Source organism: Mycobacterium sp. E3298 (assembly GCF_001666895.1).
Taxonomy (GTDB): domain Bacteria; phylum Actinomycetota; class Actinomycetes; order Mycobacteriales; family Mycobacteriaceae; genus Mycobacterium.
The window spans coordinates 1-24,582 of record NZ_LZJB01000362.1 but is presented as its reverse complement, the minus strand read 5'-3'; the positions used below and the strand labels follow the sequence as shown (position 1 = coordinate 24,582).

The window sequence follows — 24,582 nt, the reverse complement described above, 5'->3', positions numbered from 1 at the left end:
GTCGTCGGCTGGTGGCTCTACGACATCTTCTACATCACCCCGTTCCTCGCCATCCCCTACCTGCACACCGTCAACCGCGAGCTCTTCTCCGACTGAGATGCGCGAGCCGAATGTCCTTACGTCACTGAGGAGGTCCAAACGTGGCTTATGTGTGGGAGATCCTTCGCTACGTCGCGGCGTGGGGCGGCACCGGACTGATCATCTGGTTCTGGTATTGGCTCTTCTCCAACATCGGCACGTTTTGAGCGCTGGAGTGGACCGCCGGGACGCATGGGATTCGGCTGATGCCTGAAGACTCGCACGCAATGTCACTGGAGCGGAGTTGCTCGGTGACAGCCGTCGCGCTGAGCGAACGACGTCGCGAGGGCGTGCGGCTCGTCACGGGTGACCGGCGCCGCTTCGGGTTGAACGCGGCGCTGACGTTCGTTCACGTCCCCTACCCACCACTGTGCGATTGGACTCGCAGAGCCCTGACATGCGGTGTGGCCCTGCAATGTTCACCGTCCAAAGAACGAATCACCCAATATCGGTTGAACGAGTTGTCTACTCGCGAAGTGCGCGCTCTCAGCGTTGTCGAAGCCGGTGTCGCCCTCGGCTGGATGGCCTCGCGTTGGCCGGGCCTGCTCCCCGATGCGCGACGACTGCTGCCGGACCTCCACACCGAAGCGGGCGACATGAGCGCCCTGGAAATGCTCAACCGGGCGATCGCGTTGGCCGCCACGGGTCAGACATTGGCGGTCCATCCGCTGCTGGGCACGTTGCCGCTGGCCTTCACGGCGCCGCGAGGCTTGGCCGACAGGTTGCGCCGCAGCTTTGGCAGGATGCCCTGGACGACAACGCAAAAGCGACTGCCGCGACCGTACTCGGTTCCCGTCGGCGGCGACGGCGGTGTCCGTAATCCCAATCTGCCGCCGCCGAGCCGGCCGCAGGACAACGATCTCGACGTGACCCCGGAGCATCGGCCCGGGATTCCCTATCCCGAATGGAACATGTGGACAAAGCGGTTCGTGCGCGACCACGTCGCGGTGATCGAGCGTGCGGATGCCCGGCGCGCAGGCGGTCCGGCGGCGGTGGCCGTCGACGTCCGCAAGTGGTTCGAAGAACACACCCATCGGGGGATGGCGAACCGCCTCGAAGACGGCTCCGACCTCGACGTCGACCAATACGTCAGCCACTACATCGACCTGACCACCGGCGAGGCCAAGGAACCGAGGATCTTCCGCGAGTTGCTACCCGTCGGCCGCGACGTCACCACGGCGGTGCTGCTCGACGGCAGTTCGTCGCTGGGGGTGCACGGCGGGCGAATCTTTCAACTCGAACTGGCTTGCGCCGACGCGCTTTCGCGCGCGATGACCCTGGCGCGAGAGCGCCACGGCATCTTCGCTTTCACCGGCAATACCCGCCATCGCGTCGAAGTCCACTGCCTGAAGGACTTCGAGGAGCGGCGGCTGGTGGCTCCCAGCGGGCTCGGCCTGTCCACCCGGGGGTACACCAGGCTCGGTGCGCCACTGCGCCATTTGACCAGCCGGCTGCTCGCGCAGGCATCCGAACGGCGGCTGCTGATCGTCATCGGCGACGGTCTGCTCTCCGATGAAGGCTACGAGGGGCGCTACGCCTGGGCGGATGCCGCGCACGCCGTCGAGGAGGGCAACGATGCGGGGGTGTCGATGTACTACGTCGGCGTGGGCCCGACGCGTGTCGATCCCCTACCGGAGGTGTTCGGGCCGCGACGGTCCCAACGGATCCGACGCGTAGAGGAGCTTCCTCGGGTGTTGGCTCATGTCCATCGCGAACTGGTGGCCGCATGAGTGCCGCCACCGATACCTATTTCGCACACGGCAACGAAGTCCAGCTGTTCGAGCGGGCCTACCGCCAGCGCCTGCCGGTGATGCTCACGGGCCCAACCGGATGCGGCAAGACGCGTTTCGTCGAACACATGGGCCTGCTCTTGCAGCGGCCCGTCGTCACCATCAGTTGCCACGACGATCTCACCAGCTCCGATCTCGTCGGCCGCTTCATGGTGACCGGCGGCGACGTGGTCTGGACCGATGGCCCGCTGACCCGGGCCGTCAAGGCCGGCGCGATCTGCTATCTCGACGAAGTCGTCGAAGCTCGCCACGATTCGCTGGCCATCCTGCATTCGCTCACCGATCACCGGCGATCGCTGTACCTGGATCGGGCGGGTGAGGTCGTGACGGCGCCGGACACCTTCATGCTGGTGTGTTCGTACAACCCGGCGTATCGCAGCTCGCTGAAGGAGCTGAAGCCGTCCTTCCGGCAGCGATTCGTCACACTCGCGATGAGCTACCTGCCGCCCGAGCGCGAAGCCGAGGTGATCGTCGCCGAAGCCGGAATCCCCATCGCCGCCGCGCGTCGACTGGTCGGGTGCGCTGTTGCGATCCGCACCGCCGACGACGCCTTCCACTTCGAGCCGCCTTCGACCAGGGTGCTGGTCACCGCCGCGCACCTGATCGCTGCCGGGGCAAGCGAATTGGATGCGGCGGAGGCCTGCATCCTCGCGCCGCTGAGTCTCGATGGCGCGGTCACCGACGGCCTACGTGAAGTCGCGGTGGCCAGCCTGGCCACCACCGACGCCCCGAGTGCACGCCCTTAGGAGAGGAGCTGACGGCATGGACCAACAGGAGAGGAAGCGCAAGAGGGCGCTGATTGTCTTCCAGCTGTTCATCTACGGCTATTTGCTGGCAATGTTCGGCATCCAGCTCTACATGTCCTTCGCCCGCGGGTGGTGGAACTTGTGAAACCTGTTGTCGCCCAACCGGCTGTCACGGTCAGCCTGGACGATCACCACGACGCGTCCCGCCACGCGCAGCGCCGCGCGGACAAGTGGATGATCGTCGGCGCCGCCTTGATGGGCATGTGGGCGCCGGGTTTGATCGGATTCCCCATCTTCATGCGCGGCGTATGGCTGCAGCGCCAGGCGCTGCGCGCCGGCTTGTCGGTCCGGCCCATGATCGTGACGCTGATCGGGTATCTGGTTCTGATCGACGGGATGCTCAACAGTCTCGGCTGGGCCCTCGACCTGGTCGCCAACCACACCTTGATCAACCGGGTGCTGATGGTCGGCTGGGGCAACATGTTCGACGCGGGATACTTCTGGCATTACAACGAGCTCTGGGTCGGCGGCGCCGCGGGGCCCGGCGAGAAGGCCTATGTCGCCGGGTTGATCCTCACGGTGTTCTCCATGCGGGTGGCCGCGGCGATCGGGTTTCTCCAGATGAAGCGGTGGGGTCACCAGTGGATGGTGGTTACCTGCTGGATGGGCGTGGTGATCTGGTCCGCCTACGTGTTCAACATGACCATGTTCGCCGACGTGCGCTACGCCGGCGTCGTATTCCCCGTCGTCGGCTGGTGGCTCTACGACATCTTCTACATCACCCCGTTCCTCGCCATCCCCTACCTGCACACCGTCAACCGAGAAATCTTCACCGACTAGCTCAAGGAGCGCCGTCATGACCGCCACATCCGAAGAACGGGAACCGGCAACGGATCTCGAGCCGGGGACCACGCCGTACTACGCGCGCATGCACAAATGGATCAAACGGGCCGTCCTGGTATGCCTGGTGGCGCTCGTCATCGAAGGCGCGTTCACGCTGCCGTTCATGGCGGTCTACTACGGCTACCCCACGCTGAGCCTCACGCAGATCTGCAGCGAACTGCTCAAGATTCGATACTCCAACGACGCTTTGGAGTGCAAGTACCCCTACCCACCGTTCGGGCCGCCGGAGGGCGCCGAAGGCAAGGCCACCGCGCAGGACGTGTGGGGCATCCAGCCGATACCGAAGTACCACCGGCTCGGGTTCCGCGAACTGGTCAAGATCCACAACGACCGGCTCGCGCGCCAGGCCGCCCAACAGCACACGGCGCCGCACCCGTGACCCATCGCGTCGTCCAGTGGACGACGGGCGCCCTCAAAATCGACCGGCGCAAGCCCAACCCGCGCCGCGTCACGGAGTCCCGTTGGAAGCCGATGCTCGGGCTGAGCGGGCCGCTCGATCTCGACATCGAATTCGATGCCTTAGCCGACTCAGCCGAGTCCTAACTTCCCGGGGCCAGTGCGAGCACCCGTATTTCGCCGGTCACGCCGTCGACCTCGACGAGGGCGCCGGGCGGCAACGACTTGGTGGCTCCCTCAACGTCCACCACACAGGGGAAGCCGAATTCGCGGGCCACCACCGCGGCGTGTGACATCGGGCCGCCGAGTTCGGTCACCACTGCGGCGGCGTAGCAGAAAGCCGCGGTGTAGCCGACGTCGGTGACCTCCGCGACGAGGATTTCGCCGGGCTGCAGGTCGTCGATCGTTTCGGGCCGCACGATACGCACCCGGCCGCGAACCTTCCCCCCGCACACGCCGACCCCGCGCAGAGTTTCTCCGCTGGCGAGAGCCGCCGGCGTCGTCGTGGTTGGCTGCCAGCTCCCGCTGAACACCGTCGGCGGAACCACGGCGGCCAGCCGGCGTTGTTCGGCACGGCGCCGGGCCACCAGCGCCCCGACATCCGCGGGAAGCGCATCGAGCTCGTCGACGAGCAGGTAGAACACATCATCGGCGGTGTCGAAAATTCCGGCCTCGACCAACCTCCGGCCGTACTCGCGCATCAGGTTTCGTAGCACCCAGTTGGCTCGCACCACTTTATCGCGACGGACTTCGCGGTCGCGAAGCTGGTGTGCTGCCAGCTGCGCAACGGGCTTGGCGTGCAGTGGAATACGAGGACGCTGCGGCTGAGGTGCCGGAGGGGCGCTCATCGCTTTCGTCACCATCCGGACGAGCAACTCGGGATCATCCGAGTAGCTGATCGAGAGCATCTCGAGTTCGGCGGGCCCGCGATGCCCGATCAGCGCCAGCTCGGCCGCTACGGCGGCGTGAAACTCCGGCGCCTCGACGGCGAGTTTGTCCAGCCGCTCCCCCGGTTCGGCGAGCAACGCTGTCACTTTCGGATCGCGCTGTGCGGCGACCACCAACCGCTGCATTGCCTCGACCGATCGCGCACTGACCAATTCGGGGCCCGCCGGCGCGGCGGTATCTCGTCCACACAAACCGCGCAGCAGGACGTTGAACGCCGCGCACAGCATGAACGACGCCGACGCCAGCACCCAGCCGTGCACCACCTCGTCGCGCGCCAACGTGATCAGACTCAGCAGCCGACGATCGTCCAGGCGGGCGACGTCGTCGGCCAGACGTTCCAGCCGATCGACGTCGGCGACGAACTCGTGGGTGTCCTTCGACGAGCCCGCCGACAGGCCGATGAGGTTGACGCCGAAGACCCCGATGTTGCGAATGGTCCTCAGTTGCTTGCGGATCCGGCCGATATCCGAGCGCGCACGCTCCGCACCGAAGATCGGCAACGATGCCATGCTGGGTCCGAAGAATCCGCTGTTGCTGACGATGGTCGTGGGCTTGGCAAACGGTACGGTTTCGGCCATGTAATGCGCCGACGTGATGGCCCCGTAGAGCCGGTGGGCGAAGACGGCGACGGTTCGCGTGGCGATTTCGCGCTGGACGACGCCGCCGGGGCGCAGCCGCTCGGCGATTGCCACGCCGCCGGCGCGCAACCCGCGCACGGTCGCCGAGGCCGAAGCGGGCGAGAACGGGCCGGGCAGCGCCTCCGACAGGTTGGTGGCCAGAAACGTCGGAAAGCGCGGATCGATCGGGGTATCGAATTCCCCGTTGTCACCGGCGGGACCGGCCCAATCGGGCTTCACCCCGTCCTCAGTCGGCGCATCGACGGACGGAAGGTCGCCGATGGTGGCCATCCGCCACGGTAGTGACACCACCCGCTTGCCCACCGTGACGCGGCCGCGCACCGCGAGCGAGAAATCTTCGACACATTCACTGGAGTTCCAGGCCGGCCGGAACCCCCACTGCTCACGCAGCCGCGCGGTATCCATGAACGCGGCGCCGTGCACCAGTTCCAACTCGGCCAGTTCGAAGCCCAACCGCATGACGGGGCGTCCGAGCGCAGCGGCGATCCGGCGGAACGTCAGCTCGCCCGGAGCGGCGAGATTGACTGGACCGCTGCCGATTTCGTCGTCGACGATCGCCCGGTGAAATAACCGAAGGGCGTCGTCGGGGTGGACCACCTGCATCAGGCGGTCGGCCGATCCATCCGGGAATACCGGCAGCGCCAGCAGCCGGCGCACCCAGTTGTCCACGCTTCGGCCGAGGATCAGCGCGGAGCGGATCGCGACCCACTCCAGGTCCGAATCCTCGAGCATCTGCTCGACCATTGCCTTGTGCCGGCCGTCGTCGCCGATCGGCGTTCTCTCGTCGTGCTCGGTCTTCGGTGCGTCCCCGCCGCCGTAAACATGGGCCGACGATGCGAAGACGATCCTTCTGGCCCGGGTCTCGGCCATCGCCGCCAGCACATTGCGGGTGCCGTCGATGTTGACCTGCCGGCTGATTCGGTCGTTGTGTCCGGGACTCCTTGCCCACGCGCAGTGGGCGACAACGTCCGCGCCGGCCAAGGCGCGGGTGACCGCGTCGGTGTCCCGGATGTCGGCCACGACGAATTCAGCTGCACTGGGCCAGCTTTCGGTCCGGTGCCGGGCTATCCCGGTGACGTCGTGGCCCTGGCTGAGCAAGCGGGCGGTGAGGCCGCGGCCGAGCACACCGCTGGCCCCGGTGATCGCGACTCTCACTGATTGCCCTCGCGCAGACCCATGGCTACTCGTCGTCGTCCATCAGCGCCGCGTTGACGAGATCCTCGAGATCCATGTCCGCGATGTCCTTCTCCGAGGTCGCCGCGGCGGCCGGCGACTGTCCGTCCCCCCGACCGCCGTCGGCCTCGTTCGCCAACGCGAGCAACAGCTCCAGCACCCCGGCCTGCCGCAGGCGCTTGACCGGAATCGAACCCACGGCGCGCTGGATCTCGGCCTCACCCGGCGCGGCGGCGGGCGTCTGCTGCTCGGCCGCGCCGACAAGTTCGCGGTGCATGTAACCGGCCAGGGCGGCGGAGTTCGGGTAATCGAAGATCAGCGTGGGTGACAACGCCAGGCCGGTAGCGGATTTCAGCCGGTTGCGCATTTCGACCGCGGTCAGCGAGTCGAAACCCAATTCCTGAAATGCGCGGTCGGGGTCGATCGACTCCGGGCTGGAGTTGCCGAGCACGGTGGCGATGTTGGCCCGCACCAAATCCAGCAGAACCGCCTGCTGCTCGTCCTCCGGAAGCCCTTCGAGGCGCTGCAGCAGAGCGGATTTCGACTTCGCCGCGGCCAGCGAATCGTCGACCTGACGCCGGGTCGGCGCGTTGATCAGATCGACGAACATCGGCGGCAGCGTCCCGCTATCGAACTTGACCCGCAACGCGGCGAGGTCGATGTGGGCGGGCAACAGGAACGGCTCGTCGACGATGAGCGCGGTGTCCATCAATTCCAGTGCCTCATCGGACGACATCGCGACGATTCCGTCGCGGCCGAACCGGGCACGGTCGGCCGCACCGAGCGCGCCGGTCATGGCGCTGGCCTGATCCCACAACCCCCACGCCAGCGACATCGCCGGCAGCCCAAGCGTGCGCCGGTGCACGGCCAACCCGTCCAGGAACGAGTTGGCCGCCGCGTAGTTGGCCTGACCCGACGCGCCCGCCAAACCCGCCATCGACGAAAACATCACGAACGCAGACACATCCAGGTCGCGCGTCAGCTCGTGTAGGTTCCACGCCGCGTCGACCTTGGCCCGCAACACCGACGCCACCCGCTCCGGGGTGAGCGACGAGATCACCGCGTCGTCGAGTACACCGGCCGCGTGGATCACACCCGACAGCGGCCGGTGCACCGGAATGTCGGCGATCACCTTGGCCAGCGCCTCGCGGTCGGCGGCGTCACAGGCCACCACCTGCACCTGCGCACCGGCGGCGTTGAGTTCCGTCACCAGTTCGGCGGCGCCCGGCGCGTCGAGACCACGCCGGCTGACCAGCACCAGGTTCCGCGCGTCGTGGCGCCTGACCACGTGGCGGGCCAGGGCCGAACCCGCCATCCCGGTGGCACCGGTGATCATGACGGTGCCCGCCGCCCAGGCGTCCGGCATGGTCATGACGACCTTGCCCACGTGGCGGGCCTGGCTCAAATACCGCAATGCCGCCGGTGCGCGTCGTACGTCAAACCTGGTTACCGGCAACGGCCGCAGCACGTCATCACCGAACATCGCGGTCAGTTCGTCGAGTATCTGCGCGATGCGGTCCGGCCCGGCCTCGAACAGGTCGAAGGCGCGATAGCGCACACCGGCGTGTGCCTGGGCCACCGCCTCGGGGTCGCGCATGTCGGTCTTGCCCATCTCCAGGAACGCGCCGCCGGGGGCGACGAGTCGCAGGGAGGCGTCGACGAAGTCGCCGGACAGCGAGTCCAGCACCAGGTCCATGCCGCGCCCGCCGGTGACCGCCCGGAACTTCTCCTCGAAGTCCAGGCTGCGGGAGTCCGAGATGTGGTCCTCGTCAAAGCCCATGGCGCGCAGGGTGTCCCACTTGCCCCGGCTGGCGGTCGCGAAGACTTCGAGGCCCAGGTGGCGGGCCAGCTGCACCGCGGCCATTCCCACCCCACCGGCGGCGGCGTGCACCAGCACCCGCTGGCCCCGTTTGGCGGCGGCCAGGTCCACCAGCGCGTAGAAGGCGGTGGCGAATACCACCGTGGTGGTGGCGGCCGCGGTGTGCGACCACCCGGCCGGCATCTTGGCGAGCAGGCGCTGGTCGGTCCTGCCGATCGTGCCGGTGCCATCGGGGAACAGACCCATCACCCGGTCGCCGACCGCGAAACGCCCGCTGCCCGGCCCAGTTTCGATGACCACACCAGAGGCCTCGATGCCCATGACGGCATCCGGGTCCGGGTAGAGCCCCAGCGCGATCATCACGTCGCGGAAGTTGGCGGCCAGGGCCGACAGGGCGACCCGAACCTGCCCGGGCGCCAGCGGGGCGTCGGCGTCCGGGATCCGTTCCAGCCGCAGATTCTCGAACGTGCCGTAACTGCTCATGCCGAGTCGCCACGGCCCGTCGGCCGGGGGCACCAGCAGGCCGCCGACTGCGCGAGTGCCATGCACCCGCGCGGTGTACACCGCCCCGTCGCGCAGCAATACCTGCGGCTCGCCGACCGACAACGCCGCTCCGACGGACTCGTCGTCCAACCGGCCATCGGTGTCGACGAGCACGATGCGACCGGGGTGTTCGGTTTGCGCCGAGCGCACCAGTCCCCACACCGCCGCGCCCGCAAGATCGGTGACGTCCTCCCCCGGCAACGCCATCGCGCCGCGGGTCGCCACGACCAGGGTGCCCGCGCCGTCGCGGGCCAGCCAGGACTGCAGCACCGGCAGGACCGCGCGCGTGGCCGCGTAGACATCGGCCACGACATCGTCGACCACCGGCGCCGATTCGAAGACGACCGCCGACGGCTGCGTCTCGGGGCCATCTGATTCCGTTGCGCCCCAGAGTGATACCGTCACAGGCTGCACCGACGTCGACCGCTGGGCCGACCAGAGGACCTCGAAGAGCCGGTCGGGTCCCGAACTCGAGACCGCCGCCAGCAGCTGCTGGTCGGTCACCGGCCGGGCCACCATCGACGCCACCGAGAGCACCGGCAGCCCCAACCCGTCGGCAAGTTCGATCGACACCGCCGAATCACTCACCGGCACGATCCGTGCGCGCACCGCCGTCGCGCCCGCGGCGTGCAGCGAGACCCGCTGCCAGGAGAATGGCACCAACATCGAACCTTCGGGGAGTTCGTCGCCGTCGGACGCCAAGATCACCGCGTGCAGTGCCGCGTCGAGCATCACCGGGTGGACGCCGAACCCGGCCGCCGAAACCCCCGTGTCCGCGGGCAGGGTCACTTCCGCGAAGACTTCGTCGCCGCGACGCCACATCGAGGTCAGGCCGCGGAATGCGGGGCCGTAGCCGTATCCGCGCTCGGCGAGGCGCTCATAGCCGTCGCCGACGTCGACCGCGGTGGCACCCATCGGTGGCCACACCGACAGGTCCGCGCTCGGCTGCACCTCGCCCGCACGCAGGACGCCCTCGGCGTGCAACGACCAGCCCGAACCCACGTCAGCGCGCGAAAAGACCGACACCGCACGGGCACCCGATTCGTCAGCGCCGCCGACGACGACCTGCACCGCGACCGATCCGGAGCCCGGCAACACCAGCGGCGCCGCCAGATTCAGCTCGTCGACAACGCCGCAGCCCACTTCGTCGCCGGCGCGGATCGCGAGCTCCACGAATCCAGCGCCGGGGAACAGCACCACGCCGCCGACGGCGTGATCCGCCAGCCAGCCCTGCGCACTGGGCGACAACCGGCCCGTCAGTACCACCCCGCCGGACGCCGGCAGTTCCACCACCGCACCGAGCAGGGCGTGCTCGCCGGGCGCGAGCCCCAAACCCGCGGCGTCGACCGTGGCTCCGTCGCCGGAGAGCCAGAACCGCCGGCGCTCGAACGCGTAGGTGGGCAACTCCACGAAATTGGCCTTGCCGATGGCGCGGCGCCAGTCCACGTCCATCCCGGCGACGAATCCCTGCGCGACCGCGTTGGTCAGGGCCAGCGGCTCCGGGCGGTCTTTGCGTAGCGCCGACATGGTGATCACCGGAGCGTCGGGAAGCGATTCTTCGATCGATGCCGTCAGCCCGCTGCTGGGACCGACCTCGAGGAAGCGGTTTGCACCGGCCGAATGCGCGAAGCGCACGCTGTCGCCGAACCGCACGGCTTCGCGGATGTGCCGTTTCCAATAGGCCGCCGAAGCGAAGTCGTCGGCCGCCAGCTGCCCGGTCAGGTTCGACACGATCGGAATCGTCGGGGTGCCGATCGCGAGACCGGCCGCGACCGTGCCGAATTCGTCGACCATCGGGTCCATCAACGGCGAGTGGAACGCGTGGGACACCGCCAACTGGTGGACGCGGCGCCCGTCGGCGCGGAGTTGGCCCGCGATCGCGGACACCTTGTCCTCGACCCCCGAAATGACCACCGACATCGGCCCGTTGACCGCGGCGATGCCGACCCCGGGCACCAGCAGCGGTCGCACCTCATCCTCGGTGGCCTGCACGGCGATCATCGCCCCACCCTCCGGCAGGGCCTGCATGAAGCGGCCGCGAGCGGCGACCAGGACCGCCGCGTTTTCCAGCGACAAGACGCCGGCGACGTGCGCGGCCGAAAGCTCACCGATCGAGTGGCCCAGCACGAAGTCGGGATGGACGCCCCAGGATTCGAGCAACCGGAACAGGGCGACTTCCACCGCGAACAACGCCGGCTGGGCGAATTCGGTGGTGTTCAAGAGATTTTCGTCGTGGCCCCACATGACTTCGCGCAACGGCCGCAGCAAATGCCGGTCCAACTCGGCCACGACGGTGTTGAACGCCTCGGCGAACACCGGGTAGGCGGCGTGCAAACCCATGCCCATGCCGAGAATTTGGGCGCCCTGGCCGGGGAAGACGAAGACGGTCTTGCCGCCGGGCGTGACCGTGCCCTGGACGACCGCTCCGAGTTCACCGGCGGCCAACTCATCGAGGCCGGCCAGCAACAGCTCGCGATCACCACCCACAACGACGGCGCGATGCTCGAAGTTCGACCGGCCAGCCAACGACCACGCCACATCACCGGCGTCGAGGTCGCCGCGCTGGCGTACGTGCTCGGCCAGCCGTGCGGCCTGGGAACCCAACGCCGACAACGACTTCGCGGATACCACCCACGGAACGAGCGGCGCCGTGGCGCGTTCGGCAACCGGCGCGGCGCCGACGGGCGCGGACTCGATGATCACGTGCGCGTTGGTGCCGCTGATGCCGAACGACGAAACGCCGGCGCGGCGCGGATGATCCGCGTTCCAGGGCTGCGGTTCGGTCAGCAGGGACACCGATCCCGCCGACCAGTCGACGTGCGGACTGGGTTCGTCGACGTGCAGCGTCGCCGGCAATAGGCCGTGGCGCATCGCCAGCACCATCTTGATCACGCCGGCCACGCCGGCGGCGGCCTGCGTGTGACCGATGTTCGACTTGATCGAGCCCAGCAGGAGCGGTTCGGCACGGCCCTGCCCGTAAGTGGCCAACAACGCCTGGGCCTCAATGGGATCGCCCAACGTGGTCCCCGTGCCGTGGCCTTCGACGACGTCGACGTCGGCCGCGGACAGGCCGGCGTTGGCCAGCGCGGCGCGCACCACGCGCTGCTGAGACGGGCCGTTGGGCGCGGTGAGGCCGTTGGAGGCGCCGTCCTGGTTGATCGCCGAACCGCGGACCACCGCCAGCACCGGGTGCCCGAGCCGCTGCGCATCCGACAGCCGCTCAACCACCAGCATGCCGCCGCCCTCGGAGAATCCGGTGCCGTCGGCGGCCCCGGCGTACGCCTTGCATCGGCCGTCGGCGGAAAGCCCGCGCATGCGGCTGAATTCCACGAAGATGTCGGGTGTGGCGTTCACGGTGACGCCGCCGGCGAGCGCCAGGTCGCACTCGCCCGAGCGCAGCGACTGCGCCGCCATGTGCAACGCCACCAGCGACGACGAACACGCCGTGTCCACCGAGACCGCCGGCCCCTCCAAGCCCAGTACGTACGACACCCGGCCCGACGCCACGCTCGACGACTGCCCGGTCAGGCGGAAGCCCTCCGCGGCCGGGGCGGCGCCCATGCCATAGCCCTGCGTGTAGACCCCGGCGAAGACGCCGGTCGCGCTGCCCCGCAACGCGCCGGGTTCGATTCCGGCCCGCTCCAAGGCTTCCCAGGACAGCTCGAGGAACATCCGCTGCTGCGGGTCCATCGCCAGCGCCTCGCTGGGCGCGATACCGAAGAAGGCGGGGTCGAAGTCCGCGACGCCCTCGACGAACCCGCCGGTGCGGGTGTAACACGTGCCAGGGACGTCGGGGTCCGGGTTGTAGATGCCGGCCAGGTCCCAGCCGCGGTCGGTGGGGAAGTCCGAGAGCACGTCACGCTGCTCGACGAGCATCCGCCACAGATCGTCGGGGGAAGTGACCCCGCCCGGATACCGGCACGCCATGCCGACGATCACGATCGGGTCGTCGCCGACGGCACGGACGGCCGGGGCGGGCGCGACTTCCTGCGGCACTCCCGCCAGTTCGCCCCGGATGTAACCCGCGAGGCCGTTCGGTGTCGGGTAGTCGAAGATGAGGGTGGGTGAAAGGGCAAGCCCGGTCGCGGTTTTCAGCCGGTTGCGCATTTCGACCGCGGTCAGCGAGTCGAAGCCCAAGTCCTGGAACGCCTTGTCCGGGTCGATCGCCTCCGGTGTGGTGTTGCCCAACACGGTGGCGATGTGCGCGCGGACCAGGTCCAGCAGCACGGCGTGCTGTTCGGGTTCGGTCAGGCCGTGCAGCCGATGCGCCAAGGCCGATTTCGATTTGGCGGCGGCCAGTGAGTCGTCGACCTGACGCCGCGCGGGCGCGTTGACCAGGTCGGCGAACATGGGTGGCACTGCGGTGGCGTGGGCGCGCAGCGCGTTCAGGTCGATGCGGGCGGGCGCGAGGAACGGCTCGTCGACGATCAGGGCGGCGTCGAACAATTCCATCGCCTCGTCCGACGACAGAGCCAGGATCCCGTCGCGACCGAGCCGGGCGATGTCGGCGGCGTCCAGCCCACCGGTCATGGCGCTGGCCTGATCCCACAGTCCCCAGCCCAGCGAGATCGCGGGCAACCCGAGAGCCCGGCGGTGCGCGGCCAGCCCGTCGAGGAACGAGTTGGCCGCCGCGTAGTTGGCCTGGCCCGACGACCCCACCAGCCCGGCCATCGACGAAAACATCACGAACGCAGCGAGATCGAGGTCGCGGGTGAGCTCGTGCAGATTCCAGGCCGCATCTACCTTGGCGCGCAACACCGCGTCCACTCGCTCAGCGGTCAAGGATGTGACGACCGCGTCGTCGAGCACGCCCGCTGCATGGATCACCCCGCTCAGCGGATGCTCCGCCGGGATGTCGGCGAGCACCGAGGCCAATGCCGCCCGGTCGGCGGCATCGCACGCGACGGCGCGCACCCGGGCGCCGGCTTGCTCCAATTCGGCGATCAGCTCGGCTGCCCCGGGCGCGTCGGGACCGGTGCGGCTGAGCAACACCATGTTCCGCACACCGTGGTGCGCGACGAGGTGGCGGGCCAGCGTCGAACCCGCCATCCCGGTTCCACCGGTGATGAGCACCGTGCCGGTCGCCAGGGCACCCGGAAGGGTCATGACGACCTTGCCGATGTGGCGGGCCTGGCTCAGGTACCGCAACGCCGCGCGACCGCGCCGGATGTCGAAGGTGGTCACCGGCAACGGCCGTAGCACACCGGCTTCGAAGAGCCCGGCCAACTCGTTCATCCACTGGTGCATCCGGGGACGGCCGGGCTCGAAGAGGTCGAAGGCGCGGTAGCGCACGCCGGGGTATTGCTGGGCGATCACGCCGGGGTCGCGGATGTCGGTCTTGCCCATCTCCAAGAACACGCCGCCGGGAGCCACCAGGCGCAGGGAGGCGTCCACGAAGTCGCCCGCCAGCGAATCGAGCACCACATCCACCCCGCGACCGGCGGTCACGGCCCGGAACTTCTCCTCGAACTCCAGGCTGCGGGAATCCGAGATGTGGTCGTCGTCGAAGCCCATGGCCCGCAACGTGTCCCATTTACCGCGGCTGGCAGTCGCGAAGATCTCGAGACCCAGGTAGCGGCCGAGCTGGACCGCGGCCATGCCGACACCGCCGGCCGCCGCGTGCACCAGCACCCGCTGGCCCGGCTTGACGTCGGCCAGGTGCACGAAGGCCATGTAGGCGGTGGTGAAGACCGCCGAGATCGCGGCGGCCTCGGCGTAGGACCAGTCCGCCGGCATCGGCTGCAGCAGGCGGACATCGCCCGGGACCAGCGTGCCGCTACCGTCGGGGAAAAATCCGTAGACCGAGTCGCCGACGGCGAATTCGTTGACCCCGGGACCGACTTCGACGACCACGCCGGCGCCTTCACCACCGAGCAACGCGTCATGGGTGAACATGTCCAGGGTGATCATGATGTCGCGGAAGTTGGCCGCGATCGCGCGCAGCGCCACCCGCACCTGACCCGGCTCCAGCGGCGCGTCGGCGTTGGGAACCGGCTCCAGCCGCAGGTTTTCAAAGGTGCCGGCGGTGCCGATGCCCAGTCGCCAGGGACCGTCGCCCGGAGGCACCAAAAGGTCGTCGACCGCGCGGCTGGGCCGAACCCGCGCGGTGTAGACCTGGCCGTTGCGCAGCAAGACCTGGGGTTCGCCGGTCGCGAGCGCCGACGCGACCGCCCGATCATCGAGCGGCACATCGGAATCCACCAGGACGATGCGGCCGGGGTGCTCCGTCTGCGCCGAACGCACCAGCCCCCATACGGCCGCGCCGGGCAGGTCGCTGATGTCCTCGCCCGGCAGTCCGACCGCCCCCCGGGTGGCCACGATCAGCACGCCGGAGTCGCGCTCGGTCAGCCATGCCTGCGCGGCGGCCAGCGCCCGGTGGGTGCGCTCGTAGGTTGCGGTGACCGGATCTTGTTCACCGGCAAGGGATTCCAGAATCTCGTGCGGCGGCGCCTGGTCCGTGACGGCCGTTGCGGAGGCCGGCGACCAGGCGACGTCGAACAATCGCTCCGGGCCGGAGCTCGACACCGCCGCGCGCAGCTGCCGCTCGCTCACCGGCCGGGCGACCATTGTCCCCACCGACAGCACCGGCAGGCCCAGCCCGTCGGCCAGCTCGATCGAGATGGCGGCGGTGCCGGCACCCGCCTGCGGGCCATTGTCGGTCGGTGCGATCCGCACGCGGACCGCGGTCGCGCCCGCGGCATGCAACGACACGTCCTGCCACGAGAACGGCAGCATTAGTTCGACGGGCCGGCCCGCCGCGTGGTGTGCCATGACGACCGCGTGCATCGCCGCGTCGAGCAGCGCCGGGTGCATCCCGAAACCGCTGACGCCCCCGGCCGCGTCCGGCAGGCGCACTTCGGCGAACACCTCGTCGCCGCGGACCCAGGCCGCGGTCAAACCACGAAACGCCGGGCCGTACCCGTAGCCGTGCGCCGCGAGCTGGTCGTAGCCGTCGGCGACCTCCACGGCAACCGCGCCCGCGGGCGGCCACACCGACAGATCGGCGCGGGGCTCGATGGACCGCGAACTCAGCACACCCTCCGCGTGACACACCCACGCCGAACCGGCGTCGGCGCGGGAGAACACCGAGACGGCGCGGCGCCCCGATTCTTCGCTGGGACCGACAACGACCTGCACGGCAACGGAACTGGCCGCGGGCAACATCAGGGGCGCCTGCAATGTGAGTTCGTCGACCACCGAGCAGCCGACTTCGTCGCCGGCCCGGATCGCCAACTCGACGAAACCCGCGCCGGGGAACACCGCGGCACCGGAGACGGCGTGATCGGCCAGCCAGCCCTGCAGGCCGGGCGACAGCCGGCCGGTCAGCAGCACCCCGTCCGAGGCCGGCAGTTCGACGACCGCGCTGAGCAATGCGTGCTCGCTGGTCCCGAGCCCCAGCCCGGCGGCGTCGGCCCCGATGCCCTCGCCGGACAGCCAAAACCTGCGCCGGTCAAAGGCGTAGGTGGGCAGTTCCACGAAGCCCGCCCCGGACAAGACGCCACGCCAGTTCACGCTCACACCGGCCGCGAATGCTGCGGCGGCCGACGTGAGGAAGCGCTCGAGGCCGCCGTCATCGCGGCCCAGGGTGGGAACCACGATGGCCTCGGGGTCGCCGGCCGAGTTTTTCAGGCAGTCGTTGGCGCTGCCTTCGATCCCGGCGATCAGCGCGGGGTGCGGGCTGGATTCGATGAACGTGCGGTACCCGTGCTCGCATGCCGCGCGCACCGCCTGGTCGAACTGCACGGTCTGCCGAATGTTGCGGTACCAGTAGGCCGCGTCCAAACCGGCTGTGTCCAAACGGCTTCCGGTCACGGTGGAGAAGAAGGCGACACGCGAGGAACGGGGCTCGATGCCGGCCAGGGCCTCGGCCAGCTCGTCGCGAATGGCCTCGACCTCGACCGAGTGCGACGCGTAGTCCACGTCGATCCGGCGGGTGCGCAGCTCCAGGTCCACGCAGAAACCGGCGAGTTCGTCGAGCGCGGCCACTTCGCCCGACACGACCACCGCCGAGGGGCCGTTGACGGCGGCGATGCTGACACGGTTGCCGTAGGGCGCCAACAACTCCCGTGCGCGTTCGGTGCTGCACGCGATGGACAGCATGCCTCCGGAGTGGGCCATCGACCGCAACAACTTGCTGCGCAGCGTGACCACCTGAGCGGCGTCGCGCAGCGACAGCGCGCCGGCGACGAACGCGGCGGCGATCTCTCCCTGCGAATGGCCGATCACCGCGTCGGGGCTGACGCCGACCGACTTCCACAGTTCGGCCAGCGACACCATCACCGCGAACAGCACCGGCTGCACGACGTCCACCCGGTCCAAGCCCGGGGCGTCCGCGTTGCCGCGCAGCACGTCGATCAGCGACCAGTCGACGAATTCCGCGAAGACTTCCGCGCACGCGTCGATCTGGTGCGCGAATACCGGTGCGGTGTCGAGCAATTCGATCCCCATACCCAGCCATTGCGAGCCTTGGCCGGGGAACACGAAGACGTTCTTGCCCGCGGGTGGCGCGCTGCCCTGGATGACCGAACCGGCCGGGTCCTGAATATCTGAGGCGGCCAATTCATCCAGCCCGGCGAGCAACCGGTCCCGGTCGGCACCGACGACGACGGCCCGGTGCTCGAAGGTGGCGCGGCCGGCCAACGACCAGGCCACGTCGGCGACGTCGATCTCGTCGTGGCCGCGCAGGTGCCCGGCTAACCGGGCGGCCTGAGACCTCAACGCCGACAGTGACTTTGCCGACAACGCCCACGGCACCGTCGCGGGCTTCGGGCGGTCGGTCAGCGGCTCGGGCGCCGGGACCGCCTCGATGATCACGTGTGCGTTGGTGCCGCTGATCCCGAACGACGACACCCCGGCCCGTTGTACGTGGCGATTCGCGGGCCAGGGCCGCGCCTCGGTCAGCAACGAGACCGATCCCGCCGACCAATCGACGTGCGGGCTGGGCACGTCCACATGCAGTGTCGCCGGCAGCATTTCGTGACGCATGGCCTGGACCATCTTGATCACGCCCGCCACGCCCGCGGCGGCCTGGGTATGGCCCATGTTCGACTTGATCGAGCCCAGCCACAGGGGCTCGGGCCGGTCCTGGCCGTACGTCGCCAACAACGCCTGGGCCTCGATGGGGTCGCCCAGCGTGGTGCCTGTTCCGTGGCCTTCCACCACGTCGACGTCTGCCGTCGACAGGCCGGCATTGGCCAGCGCCGCCCGCACCACCCGCTGCTGCGAGGGGCCGTTGGGCGCGGTCAGCCCGTTCGATGCGCCGTCCTGATTGACCGCCGAGCCGCGCACCAGCGCCAGCACCGGATGGCCCAACCGCCTGGCATCCGAGAGCCGCTCGACGACGAGCATCGCCCCGCCCTCCGACCAGCCGACTCCGTCGGCAGCCCCGGCGTACGCCTTGGACCGGCCGTCGGGGGCCAGCCCTCGGTGGCGGCTGAACTCGACGAAGACCGTCGGGGTGGCGTTGACGGTCGCGCCCCCGGCCAGCGCCAGATCGCACTCCCCCGAGCGCAACGACTGAACCGCCATGTGCAACGCGACCAACGACGACGAACACGCCGTGTCCACCGACACCGCCGGGCCCTCGAGTCCCAGCACATACGACACCCGACCGGAGGCGACGCTGGAGGTCATGCCGGTCAGGCGGTAGCCCTCGATCTCCTCGGCGAGCATGCCGTAGCCCTGGACGATAAGCCCGGCGAACACCCCGGTCGCGCTGCCCCGCAGCCCGCTCGGGTCGATGCCGCCCCGTTCCAAGGCCTCCCAAGACAGTTCCAGCAGCATCCGATGTTGCGGGTCCATCGCGAGTGCCTCGCTCGGAGCGATGCCGAAAAAGGCCGGATCGAAGTCGGCGACACCGTCCACGAAACCGCCGGTCCGCGCGTAGGTCTTGTGGCGGGCGTCGGGGTCCGGGTCGTACAGGCTCGCCAGGTCCCAGCCGCGATCGTTGGGGAAATCGGTGATCACATCGCGGCCGTCGGCCACCATCTGCCACAGGTCTTCTGGTGTCTCGACTCCGCCGGGGAAGCGGCAGGACATACCGACGATCGCGATCGGCTCGCTCGACCGCTCCAGCAGCGCACGGTTGGTGCGTTTCAGGCGCTCGACCTGGACCAGCGCTTTGCGCAGCGCTTCGGTCGCATGCTGGAGTTGATCCACCATCACTACCTCTCGCCTAACTTGGCCGTCAGCTGCCCCGATGCGACTCTCGCCGAGTCACGGAATTTGCTGCACGATGCGATGCCGTGCCGCTCTCCGGCCCAAGAATGTCGCTGGTGAGTATGGCCAACTCTGACGGTATTTCAAAACGCCCGATGCTCCCGACTGCTACGGGAGAACCGGCATCGGCGTGAGGCACGCCTTGTCCAAGGGGATCCGGAACGCGCCGTTGCGCCCGCGGGTGCCGGGGCATCTCACGACCCCGGTACGCCGGGATACAACTGACGCGCCGTCCATGGCGCGACTGTACCCGGCTATGCATCGGCAGTGGTCAGGACGGCTCAGACGCCCACCCGGCGCCAGCCGTCGGCCGCCCGGGCGGCCCTGATCAGCAGGTCGCACAGTTCGCGCAGTTCGGTCGCCTGCGCTCCCTCGTCGAGGGCGGTGGCGACATCCTCCGCCGCGCACCGCACCTGGTAGACCCGGTCGGACAGGTCGGCGGCGTCGTCGGCCGAAAGGACCACCGCGTCGGGAGGCAAGGCCAGCGAGGCGCCGGCACCGCCCCGGGTCAACGAGGCGCGTTGTTCGTACGCCCGCTGCCGGCACGACTGGCGGCAGTACTGGCGGCGGCGTCCCATCCCGGCGTCGGACACGTCTCGACCGCACCAACGGCACGGCTGCGGGCGGGGACGGCGGCTCACGCCTGCCGACTTTAGTCGGGATTGCGCGGCGATCCCGGTATCATTGAAGGTCGCGTCGCGTACGCCGGCCACCCGACCGGGGAACTACGCAGACCGCCGCAACGTTTGCCAAGCGGACAGAATTGCATTACAGCAGCCCGAAGTTCAGTAGACCTAGAGGAGTAGCAACATGGCTGATCGCGTCCTTAGAGGCAGTCGCCTCGGAGCCGTGAGCTACGAGACCGACCGCAATCACGACCTCGCCCCACGTCAGCTCGCGAAGTACCGCACCGAGAACGGCGAAGAGTTCGAGGTCCCTTTCGCCGACGACGCTGAAATTCCCGGCACGTGGCTGTGCCGCAACGGCTTGGAAGGCACCCTGATCGAGGGCGACCTGCCCGAGCCGAAGAAGGTGAAGCCCCCGCGCACGCACTGGGACATGTTGCTGGAGCGGCGCAGCGTCGAAGAGCTCGAAGAGCTGCTCAAGGAGCGGCTCGAAATCATCCGGACACGCCGCCGCGGCTGACCTCAGACCGCTTTAGCTGCGGTTGTCGGCGCGCTGGGTGCCGGCGCGGGTCTTGCGGCCCTCGATGCCCCATCGGGTGACCTTCATCAGCGCCTCGCGGATGTTCGATCCGCTCATCTTGGAGACGCCGAGTTCGCGCTCGGTGAAGGTGATCGGCACCTCGACGATGACGAACCCGCTGCACACGGTGCGCCAGGTCAGGTCGATCTGGAAGCAGTAGCCCTTGGAGTCCACCGCCTCGAGACCGATCGCCTCGAGGACTTCCCGCCGGTAGGCGCGGTAGCCGGCGGTGATGTCGTGGACACCGATCCCCAGCGCGAGCCGCGCGTAGGTGTTGGCCGTCCAGGACAGCGCCCAGCGCCGCCATGGCCAGTTCCGCACCGACCCGCCCTCGACGTAGCGGGATCCGATGGCCAGGTCGGCTCCGGCGTCGACCGCGTCCAGCAGACGGTGAAGCTGCTCGGGCGCGTGGCTGCCGTCGGCATCCATCTCGACCAGCACCGAGTAGTCGCGGCTCAGACCCCACGCAAAGCCCGCCAGGTACGCCGCGCCCAGGCCGTCCTTGGCGGTGCGGTGCATCACGTGGGTGCGGCCCGCGTCGGCGGCCGCCAGCTCCTCGGCGAGCTCGCCGGTGCCGTCCGGGCTGCTGTCGTCGACGATCAGCAGGTGGACGTGGGGGCACGCGTCCTTCAGCCGCCGGTGGATGACCGGCAGGTTCTCCCGCTCGTTGTAGGTGGGGATGATCACCAGGACACGCTCGCTGGGACGATTCCCCGGGCCGCGGGGCGCCGGCTGGCCGGTGGTCATGTAGCTCCTCTGTGTCGCCCGAAATTACGCGACGGTCGTCGGCCGCCCTCGTGGAGCGGAGTGTAGTCACCGCCGTCGCCCGGCGGCGCCTGGTCCCCGCCCTCGGCGGGCGGACTGTCCTCGTCAAGCGGGGCTTCACCCGAGGGCGCACCGGTGTCTGGGGATTCGTTCGGGGCCTCGGACCTCCGACGAACCGGACGCGCGAACCAACCATTCTGCCGTATCCCGCCCAGGATCGCCCCCGCGGCCACCGCGACCAGGAGCCATTGCAGGATGGGACCCCAGCGGGTCGCCGGCGTCAGTTTCGTCTTCAGGCGCACCTGTATGTCCAGGTAATCGGGCTGGAAGAAGTCGGTGCGCACCAGCTCGGCGCCGTCGGGGGCGATCACGGCGCTGATCCCGGTGGTGCCCGCGACCAGCACATACCGATCGTGCTCGACGGCCCGCACCTTGGCGAAGCCCAGCTGTTGTTCGCTCATCGTCTTGTTGAAGGTGGCGTTGTTGCTCGGCACGGCCAACAATTGGGCGCCATTCAGGACGGCTTTGCGCGGGACGCGGTCGAAGATCACTTCCCAGCAGGTGGCCACCCCGATCGGCACCCCGGCGATGTGCACGACGTCGCTGCCCGGGCGGGGCACCATGTTCCCGGCTCGGTTGGCGTAGCCGGATAGGTGCTTGAACAGCCACGGCATCGGCAGGTATTCGCCGAACGGCTGCACGATCTCTTTGTCGTGCCGATCGGCGGGCCCCGTCGACGGATTCCAAACGATCATCGTGTTGGTGTATTGGGGGTTCTCCGGTGGGCTGCCGGGCAGCTCCGAGACCGTGCCGATCAGGATCGGCGCGCCGATCGCGGTCGCCGCCTGTGAGATTTCGAGCGCGGCGTCGACGTTGGCCAGGGGGTCGATGTCGGAGGAGTCCTCCGGCCAGATGACGAACTGGGGTTGTGGCGCCTGCCCCGCGCGCACATCCTCCGCCAGCCGCAGCGTCTCGCGGACGTGGTTGTCGAGGACCGCCCGGCGTTGCGCGTTGAAGTCGAGCCCGAGTCGCGGCACGTTGCCCTGCACCAGGGCGACGGTGACCGAGGGCTCGCCGCCCGACCCGGTGCCGGCGTGCCGAACCTGCGGCCAGACGACGACGGCTGCGAACAGCACCAGGCAGATGCAGACGCCGGGCAGCACCACCGCAGGCGGTGCCGCATCGGCGTTGGCCGCCTCCTCTTCGCCGGCACCGCGGTGCGCCCGGTTGCCGGTGCGCCACCACTTGACGATCTCCAGTTCGATCGCGGTCGCGCTGAACCCGATCAGCACGATCGCCAACGAGAGCAGCGCGGGCCCCCCTAGCTTGGCCAACGGCAGGAACGGGCCCTGCGCTTGTCCGAATGCCACCACTCCCCACGGGAAGCCGCCGAACGGGACGATCGATTTCAGCCATTCCTGGGCCGCCCACACCAGCGCGAACCAGACGGGCCAGCCCGGCAGCCCGCGCACGAGCACGGCGCACAGGCCGAATAGCGCGGGAAACAGCGCACACGTCATCGCCAGCACCATCCAGGGCACGGCGCCGACGAGCGTGCTGACCCAGGGCAGCAGCGGAAGATAGAACGCCAGCCCGAACAGGAACCCGTAGCCCAGACCACCGGCCGGAGTTGTCGCCGGATGCTTGAGCACCCAAGCCAGCAGCGAGGCCGCAACGACCGCGGCCCACCACCAATTCAGCGACGGGAAGCTGGTGAACAGCAGAACGCCGCCCCCGATGGCGCACGCCAACCGGGTCAGCCGCGGCAGCATGGCCGCCCGGACGCCGGGCAGCCGCGCGAGCGTTCCCGCCCCCAGCGCCGCGAGCGCCGGCCGCAGTCGGTGCGTGAGCGGCACGGCGCCCGGTTCCGCGGCGCCGTCGCCGGCCCCGGACTCCGGGGCGATGTCGGCGGGATCGTCGTCGCGATCCGATTCGGCTTCGTCGCCGATCGGGTCGGCATCGGGGCGTGCCGCCAGGTCGTCGGCCACCGGGTCGGGCTCGTCGGCTGGGCCGGGGCGGTCTTTCCGGCCGAACCATTCCCTAGCCATGGATGACAGCGCCCCGATGCACCGTTCGCCGGCACCGCGGCAAGGCGTCGGTCGGGCCCAGGCGCGGCAAGGCCGGGACCCGGGCGCACGGGTCCGTCGACCAGCGCTGAACGGCGTCGCGGGGCGCGTGGACCTCCAGGGCCGCGGCGTCCCAGACGGCGAAGGAGGCCGGCGCGCCCGGCACCAGGGTTCCCGTCCTGCCGTCGTCGATGCCGGCGGCGCGCCAGCCGCCGCGGGTCGCGGCGGCGAACGCCGCCCGCGCGGAGACCCCGCTGCCCGGCGTGTGGTGGTTGACCGCCGCGCGCACGCTCGCCCACGGGTCGAGGCCCGTGACCGGCGCATCGGAACCAAGCGCGAGGGGCACGCCTTGCGATGCTAACAGCGCAAACGGATTGAGCCGACGGCCTCGTTCGGCGCCGAGACGCCGCGCGTACATGCCGTCGGCGCCGCCCCACAGCGCGTCGAAGTTGGGCTGCACGCTGGCGATCACGCCCCATTGCCCGAGGCGGCCGGCCTGCTCGGCGGTGACCATTTCAAGGTGCTCCAACCGGTGCCCGCACCGGGCGACGGCCACCGCCCCGAGGTCGGCGACGACCCGTTCGAGGGCCGTCACCACCGCCGACACCGCGGCATCGCCGATGACATGGAAGCCGGCGGTCACCTCGGCCTCGGTGCACGCGCGCAGGTGCGCCTCGACGAGGTCGGGGTCGAGGTAGCAGGTGCCGAACCGGTCCGCGGCGTCGGCGTAGGGCTCGTGCAGCCAGGCGGTGCGGGACCCGAGCGCGCCGTCGACGAACAGGTCGCCGGCCAGCCCGCGGGCTCCGGTCTCCTCGATGAGCGCGCGCGCCCGTGCCGGGGTGCTCACGGCCTCACCCCAGTAGCCGGTCACCTCGACGCCCTGATCGAGCGACCGCAGCCGCAGCCAGTCGTCGAGGCCGCCGATCTCGGGTCCGGCGCATTCGTGCACCGCGACGATGCCTGCCGCCGCGGCGGCCCGCAGGGCGGCGGTGCGGGCTTCGGTCAGCTGTTCGGGAATGAGCATGTCGCGGGCGGCGGCGCGGACCAGATGGTGCGCGTCGGCGGTGAGCGGCCGGTCGGGATGGAAGCCGCCGGCCGCCGGCAGGTCCGCGATGCGCCGGCGCAGCGCCGTCGAGGCCAGCGCGGAGTGGACGTCGACTCTGGACAGATAGGCGGGCCGGTCACCCAGGACGGCGTCGAGGTCGGCGGTGGTTGGCGCGCTGTTCTCGGGCCACGAGGACTCGTCCCACCCGTGGCCCCAGACGGGAAGGCCCGGGTGGGCCGCCGCGTAAT

At 69.5% G+C, this 24,582-nt stretch carries 11 protein-coding genes and 1 pseudogene; 7 read left to right on the top strand and 5 right to left on the bottom strand.

Translation table 11 applies throughout. From position 1 onward, the window contains the following. The first annotated feature begins 284 nt into the window (after positions 1 to 284). Genes A9X05_RS16890 through A9X05_RS31140 form a run of 6 tightly spaced genes read left to right on the top strand, consistent with a single transcriptional unit; the run spans position 285 to position 4,060 of the window. The gene (locus A9X05_RS16890; RefSeq protein ID WP_067782842.1) at positions 285 to 1,808 is read left to right on the top strand and encodes a nitric oxide reductase activation protein NorD; all 1,524 of its coding nucleotides are present in this window, start codon (positions 285 to 287) and stop codon (positions 1,806 to 1,808) included. Next, entirely contained in the window at positions 1,805 to 2,614 is an 810-nt protein-coding gene (locus A9X05_RS16885; RefSeq protein WP_067760874.1) for a CbbQ/NirQ/NorQ/GpvN family protein, read from the top strand. Before A9X05_RS16890 ends, A9X05_RS16885 begins: the two co-directional genes overlap by 4 nt. Before the next feature lie 16 nt (positions 2,615 to 2,630). Next, positions 2,631 to 2,759, top strand: coding sequence for a hypothetical protein (locus tag A9X05_RS32540; RefSeq protein WP_255369178.1), 129 nt, complete (start codon positions 2,631 to 2,633; stop codon positions 2,757 to 2,759). Further along, positions 2,756 to 3,454 (top strand): hypothetical protein, encoded by a 699-nt coding sequence (locus tag A9X05_RS16880; RefSeq protein ID WP_067760876.1) that lies wholly within the window; start codon positions 2,756 to 2,758, stop codon positions 3,452 to 3,454. Before A9X05_RS32540 ends, A9X05_RS16880 begins: the two co-directional genes overlap by 4 nt. Before the next feature lie 16 nt (positions 3,455 to 3,470). Next, positions 3,471 to 3,896, top strand: coding sequence for a hypothetical protein (locus A9X05_RS16875; RefSeq protein ID WP_067760878.1), 426 nt, complete (start codon positions 3,471 to 3,473; stop codon positions 3,894 to 3,896). After that, positions 3,893 to 4,060: a hypothetical protein gene (locus tag A9X05_RS31140; RefSeq protein ID WP_156670268.1), complete on the top strand. Its 168-nt coding sequence runs from the start codon at positions 3,893 to 3,895 to the stop codon at positions 4,058 to 4,060. The genes A9X05_RS16875 and A9X05_RS31140 overlap by 4 nt, the downstream gene beginning before the upstream one ends. Here the strand turns inward: A9X05_RS31140 and A9X05_RS16870 are convergent. The 3 genes from A9X05_RS16870 to A9X05_RS16860 all read right to left on the bottom strand — a co-directional run bounded on the left by A9X05_RS16870 (position 4,057) and on the right by A9X05_RS16860 (position 19,893). Then, positions 4,057 to 6,654 (bottom strand): sugar epimerase family protein, encoded by a 2,598-nt coding sequence (locus A9X05_RS16870; protein WP_067782838.1) that lies wholly within the window; start codon positions 6,652 to 6,654, stop codon positions 4,057 to 4,059. The genes A9X05_RS31140 and A9X05_RS16870 overlap by 4 nt on opposite strands. A 25-nt stretch (positions 6,655 to 6,679) precedes the next feature. Then, positions 6,680 to 19,195 carry a type I polyketide synthase gene (locus A9X05_RS16865; RefSeq protein WP_067782835.1) on the bottom strand — a complete coding sequence of 4,172 codons (12,516 nt, stop codon included), beginning with the start codon at positions 19,193 to 19,195 and terminating at the stop codon, positions 6,680 to 6,682. Between the two features lie 338 nt (positions 19,196 to 19,533). Then, positions 19,534 to 19,893, bottom strand: a complete 360-nt coding sequence (locus tag A9X05_RS16860) for a hypothetical protein (protein ID WP_082950444.1) — start codon at positions 19,891 to 19,893, stop codon at positions 19,534 to 19,536. A gap of 169 nt (positions 19,894 to 20,062) precedes the next feature. On the opposite strand from A9X05_RS16860, the gene A9X05_RS16855 reads away from it, so the two are divergent. Further along, the gene (locus A9X05_RS16855) at positions 20,063 to 20,398 is read left to right on the top strand and encodes an RNA polymerase-binding protein RbpA (RefSeq protein ID WP_067760885.1); all 336 of its coding nucleotides are present in this window, start codon (positions 20,063 to 20,065) and stop codon (positions 20,396 to 20,398) included. A gap of 12 nt (positions 20,399 to 20,410) precedes the next feature. On the opposite strand, the pseudogene lnt reads toward A9X05_RS16855, so the two are convergent. Together lnt and A9X05_RS16840 are read right to left on the bottom strand one after the other, a co-directional pair. Further along, a pseudogene (lnt, locus tag A9X05_RS16845) lies at positions 20,411 to 22,995 on the bottom strand (apolipoprotein N-acyltransferase). A 268-nt stretch (positions 22,996 to 23,263) separates the two neighbouring features. Beyond that, positions 23,264 to 24,582, bottom strand: a 1,319-nt coding sequence (locus tag A9X05_RS16840; protein WP_067782832.1) for an amidohydrolase, incomplete at its 5' end; no start/stop codon positions are given.

What these genes read in the sequence shown, in the direction of transcription:
- A9X05_RS16885 (WP_067760874.1), top strand. Translation starts at nt 1,805, where the DNA reads ATGAGTGCCGCCACCGATACCTATTTCGCACACGGCAACGAAGTCCAG.
- A9X05_RS16865 (WP_067782835.1), bottom strand. Translation starts at nt 19,195, where the DNA reads ATGGTGGATCAACTCCAGCATGCGACCGAAGCGCTGCGCAAAGCGCTG.
- A9X05_RS16855 (WP_067760885.1), top strand. Translation starts at nt 20,063, where the DNA reads ATGGCTGATCGCGTCCTTAGAGGCAGTCGCCTCGGAGCCGTGAGCTAC.
- A9X05_RS16890 (WP_067782842.1), top strand. Translation starts at nt 285, where the DNA reads ATGCCTGAAGACTCGCACGCAATGTCACTGGAGCGGAGTTGCTCGGTG.
- A9X05_RS32540 (WP_255369178.1), top strand. Translation starts at nt 2,631, where the DNA reads ATGGACCAACAGGAGAGGAAGCGCAAGAGGGCGCTGATTGTCTTCCAG.
- A9X05_RS16875 (WP_067760878.1), top strand. Translation starts at nt 3,471, where the DNA reads ATGACCGCCACATCCGAAGAACGGGAACCGGCAACGGATCTCGAGCCG.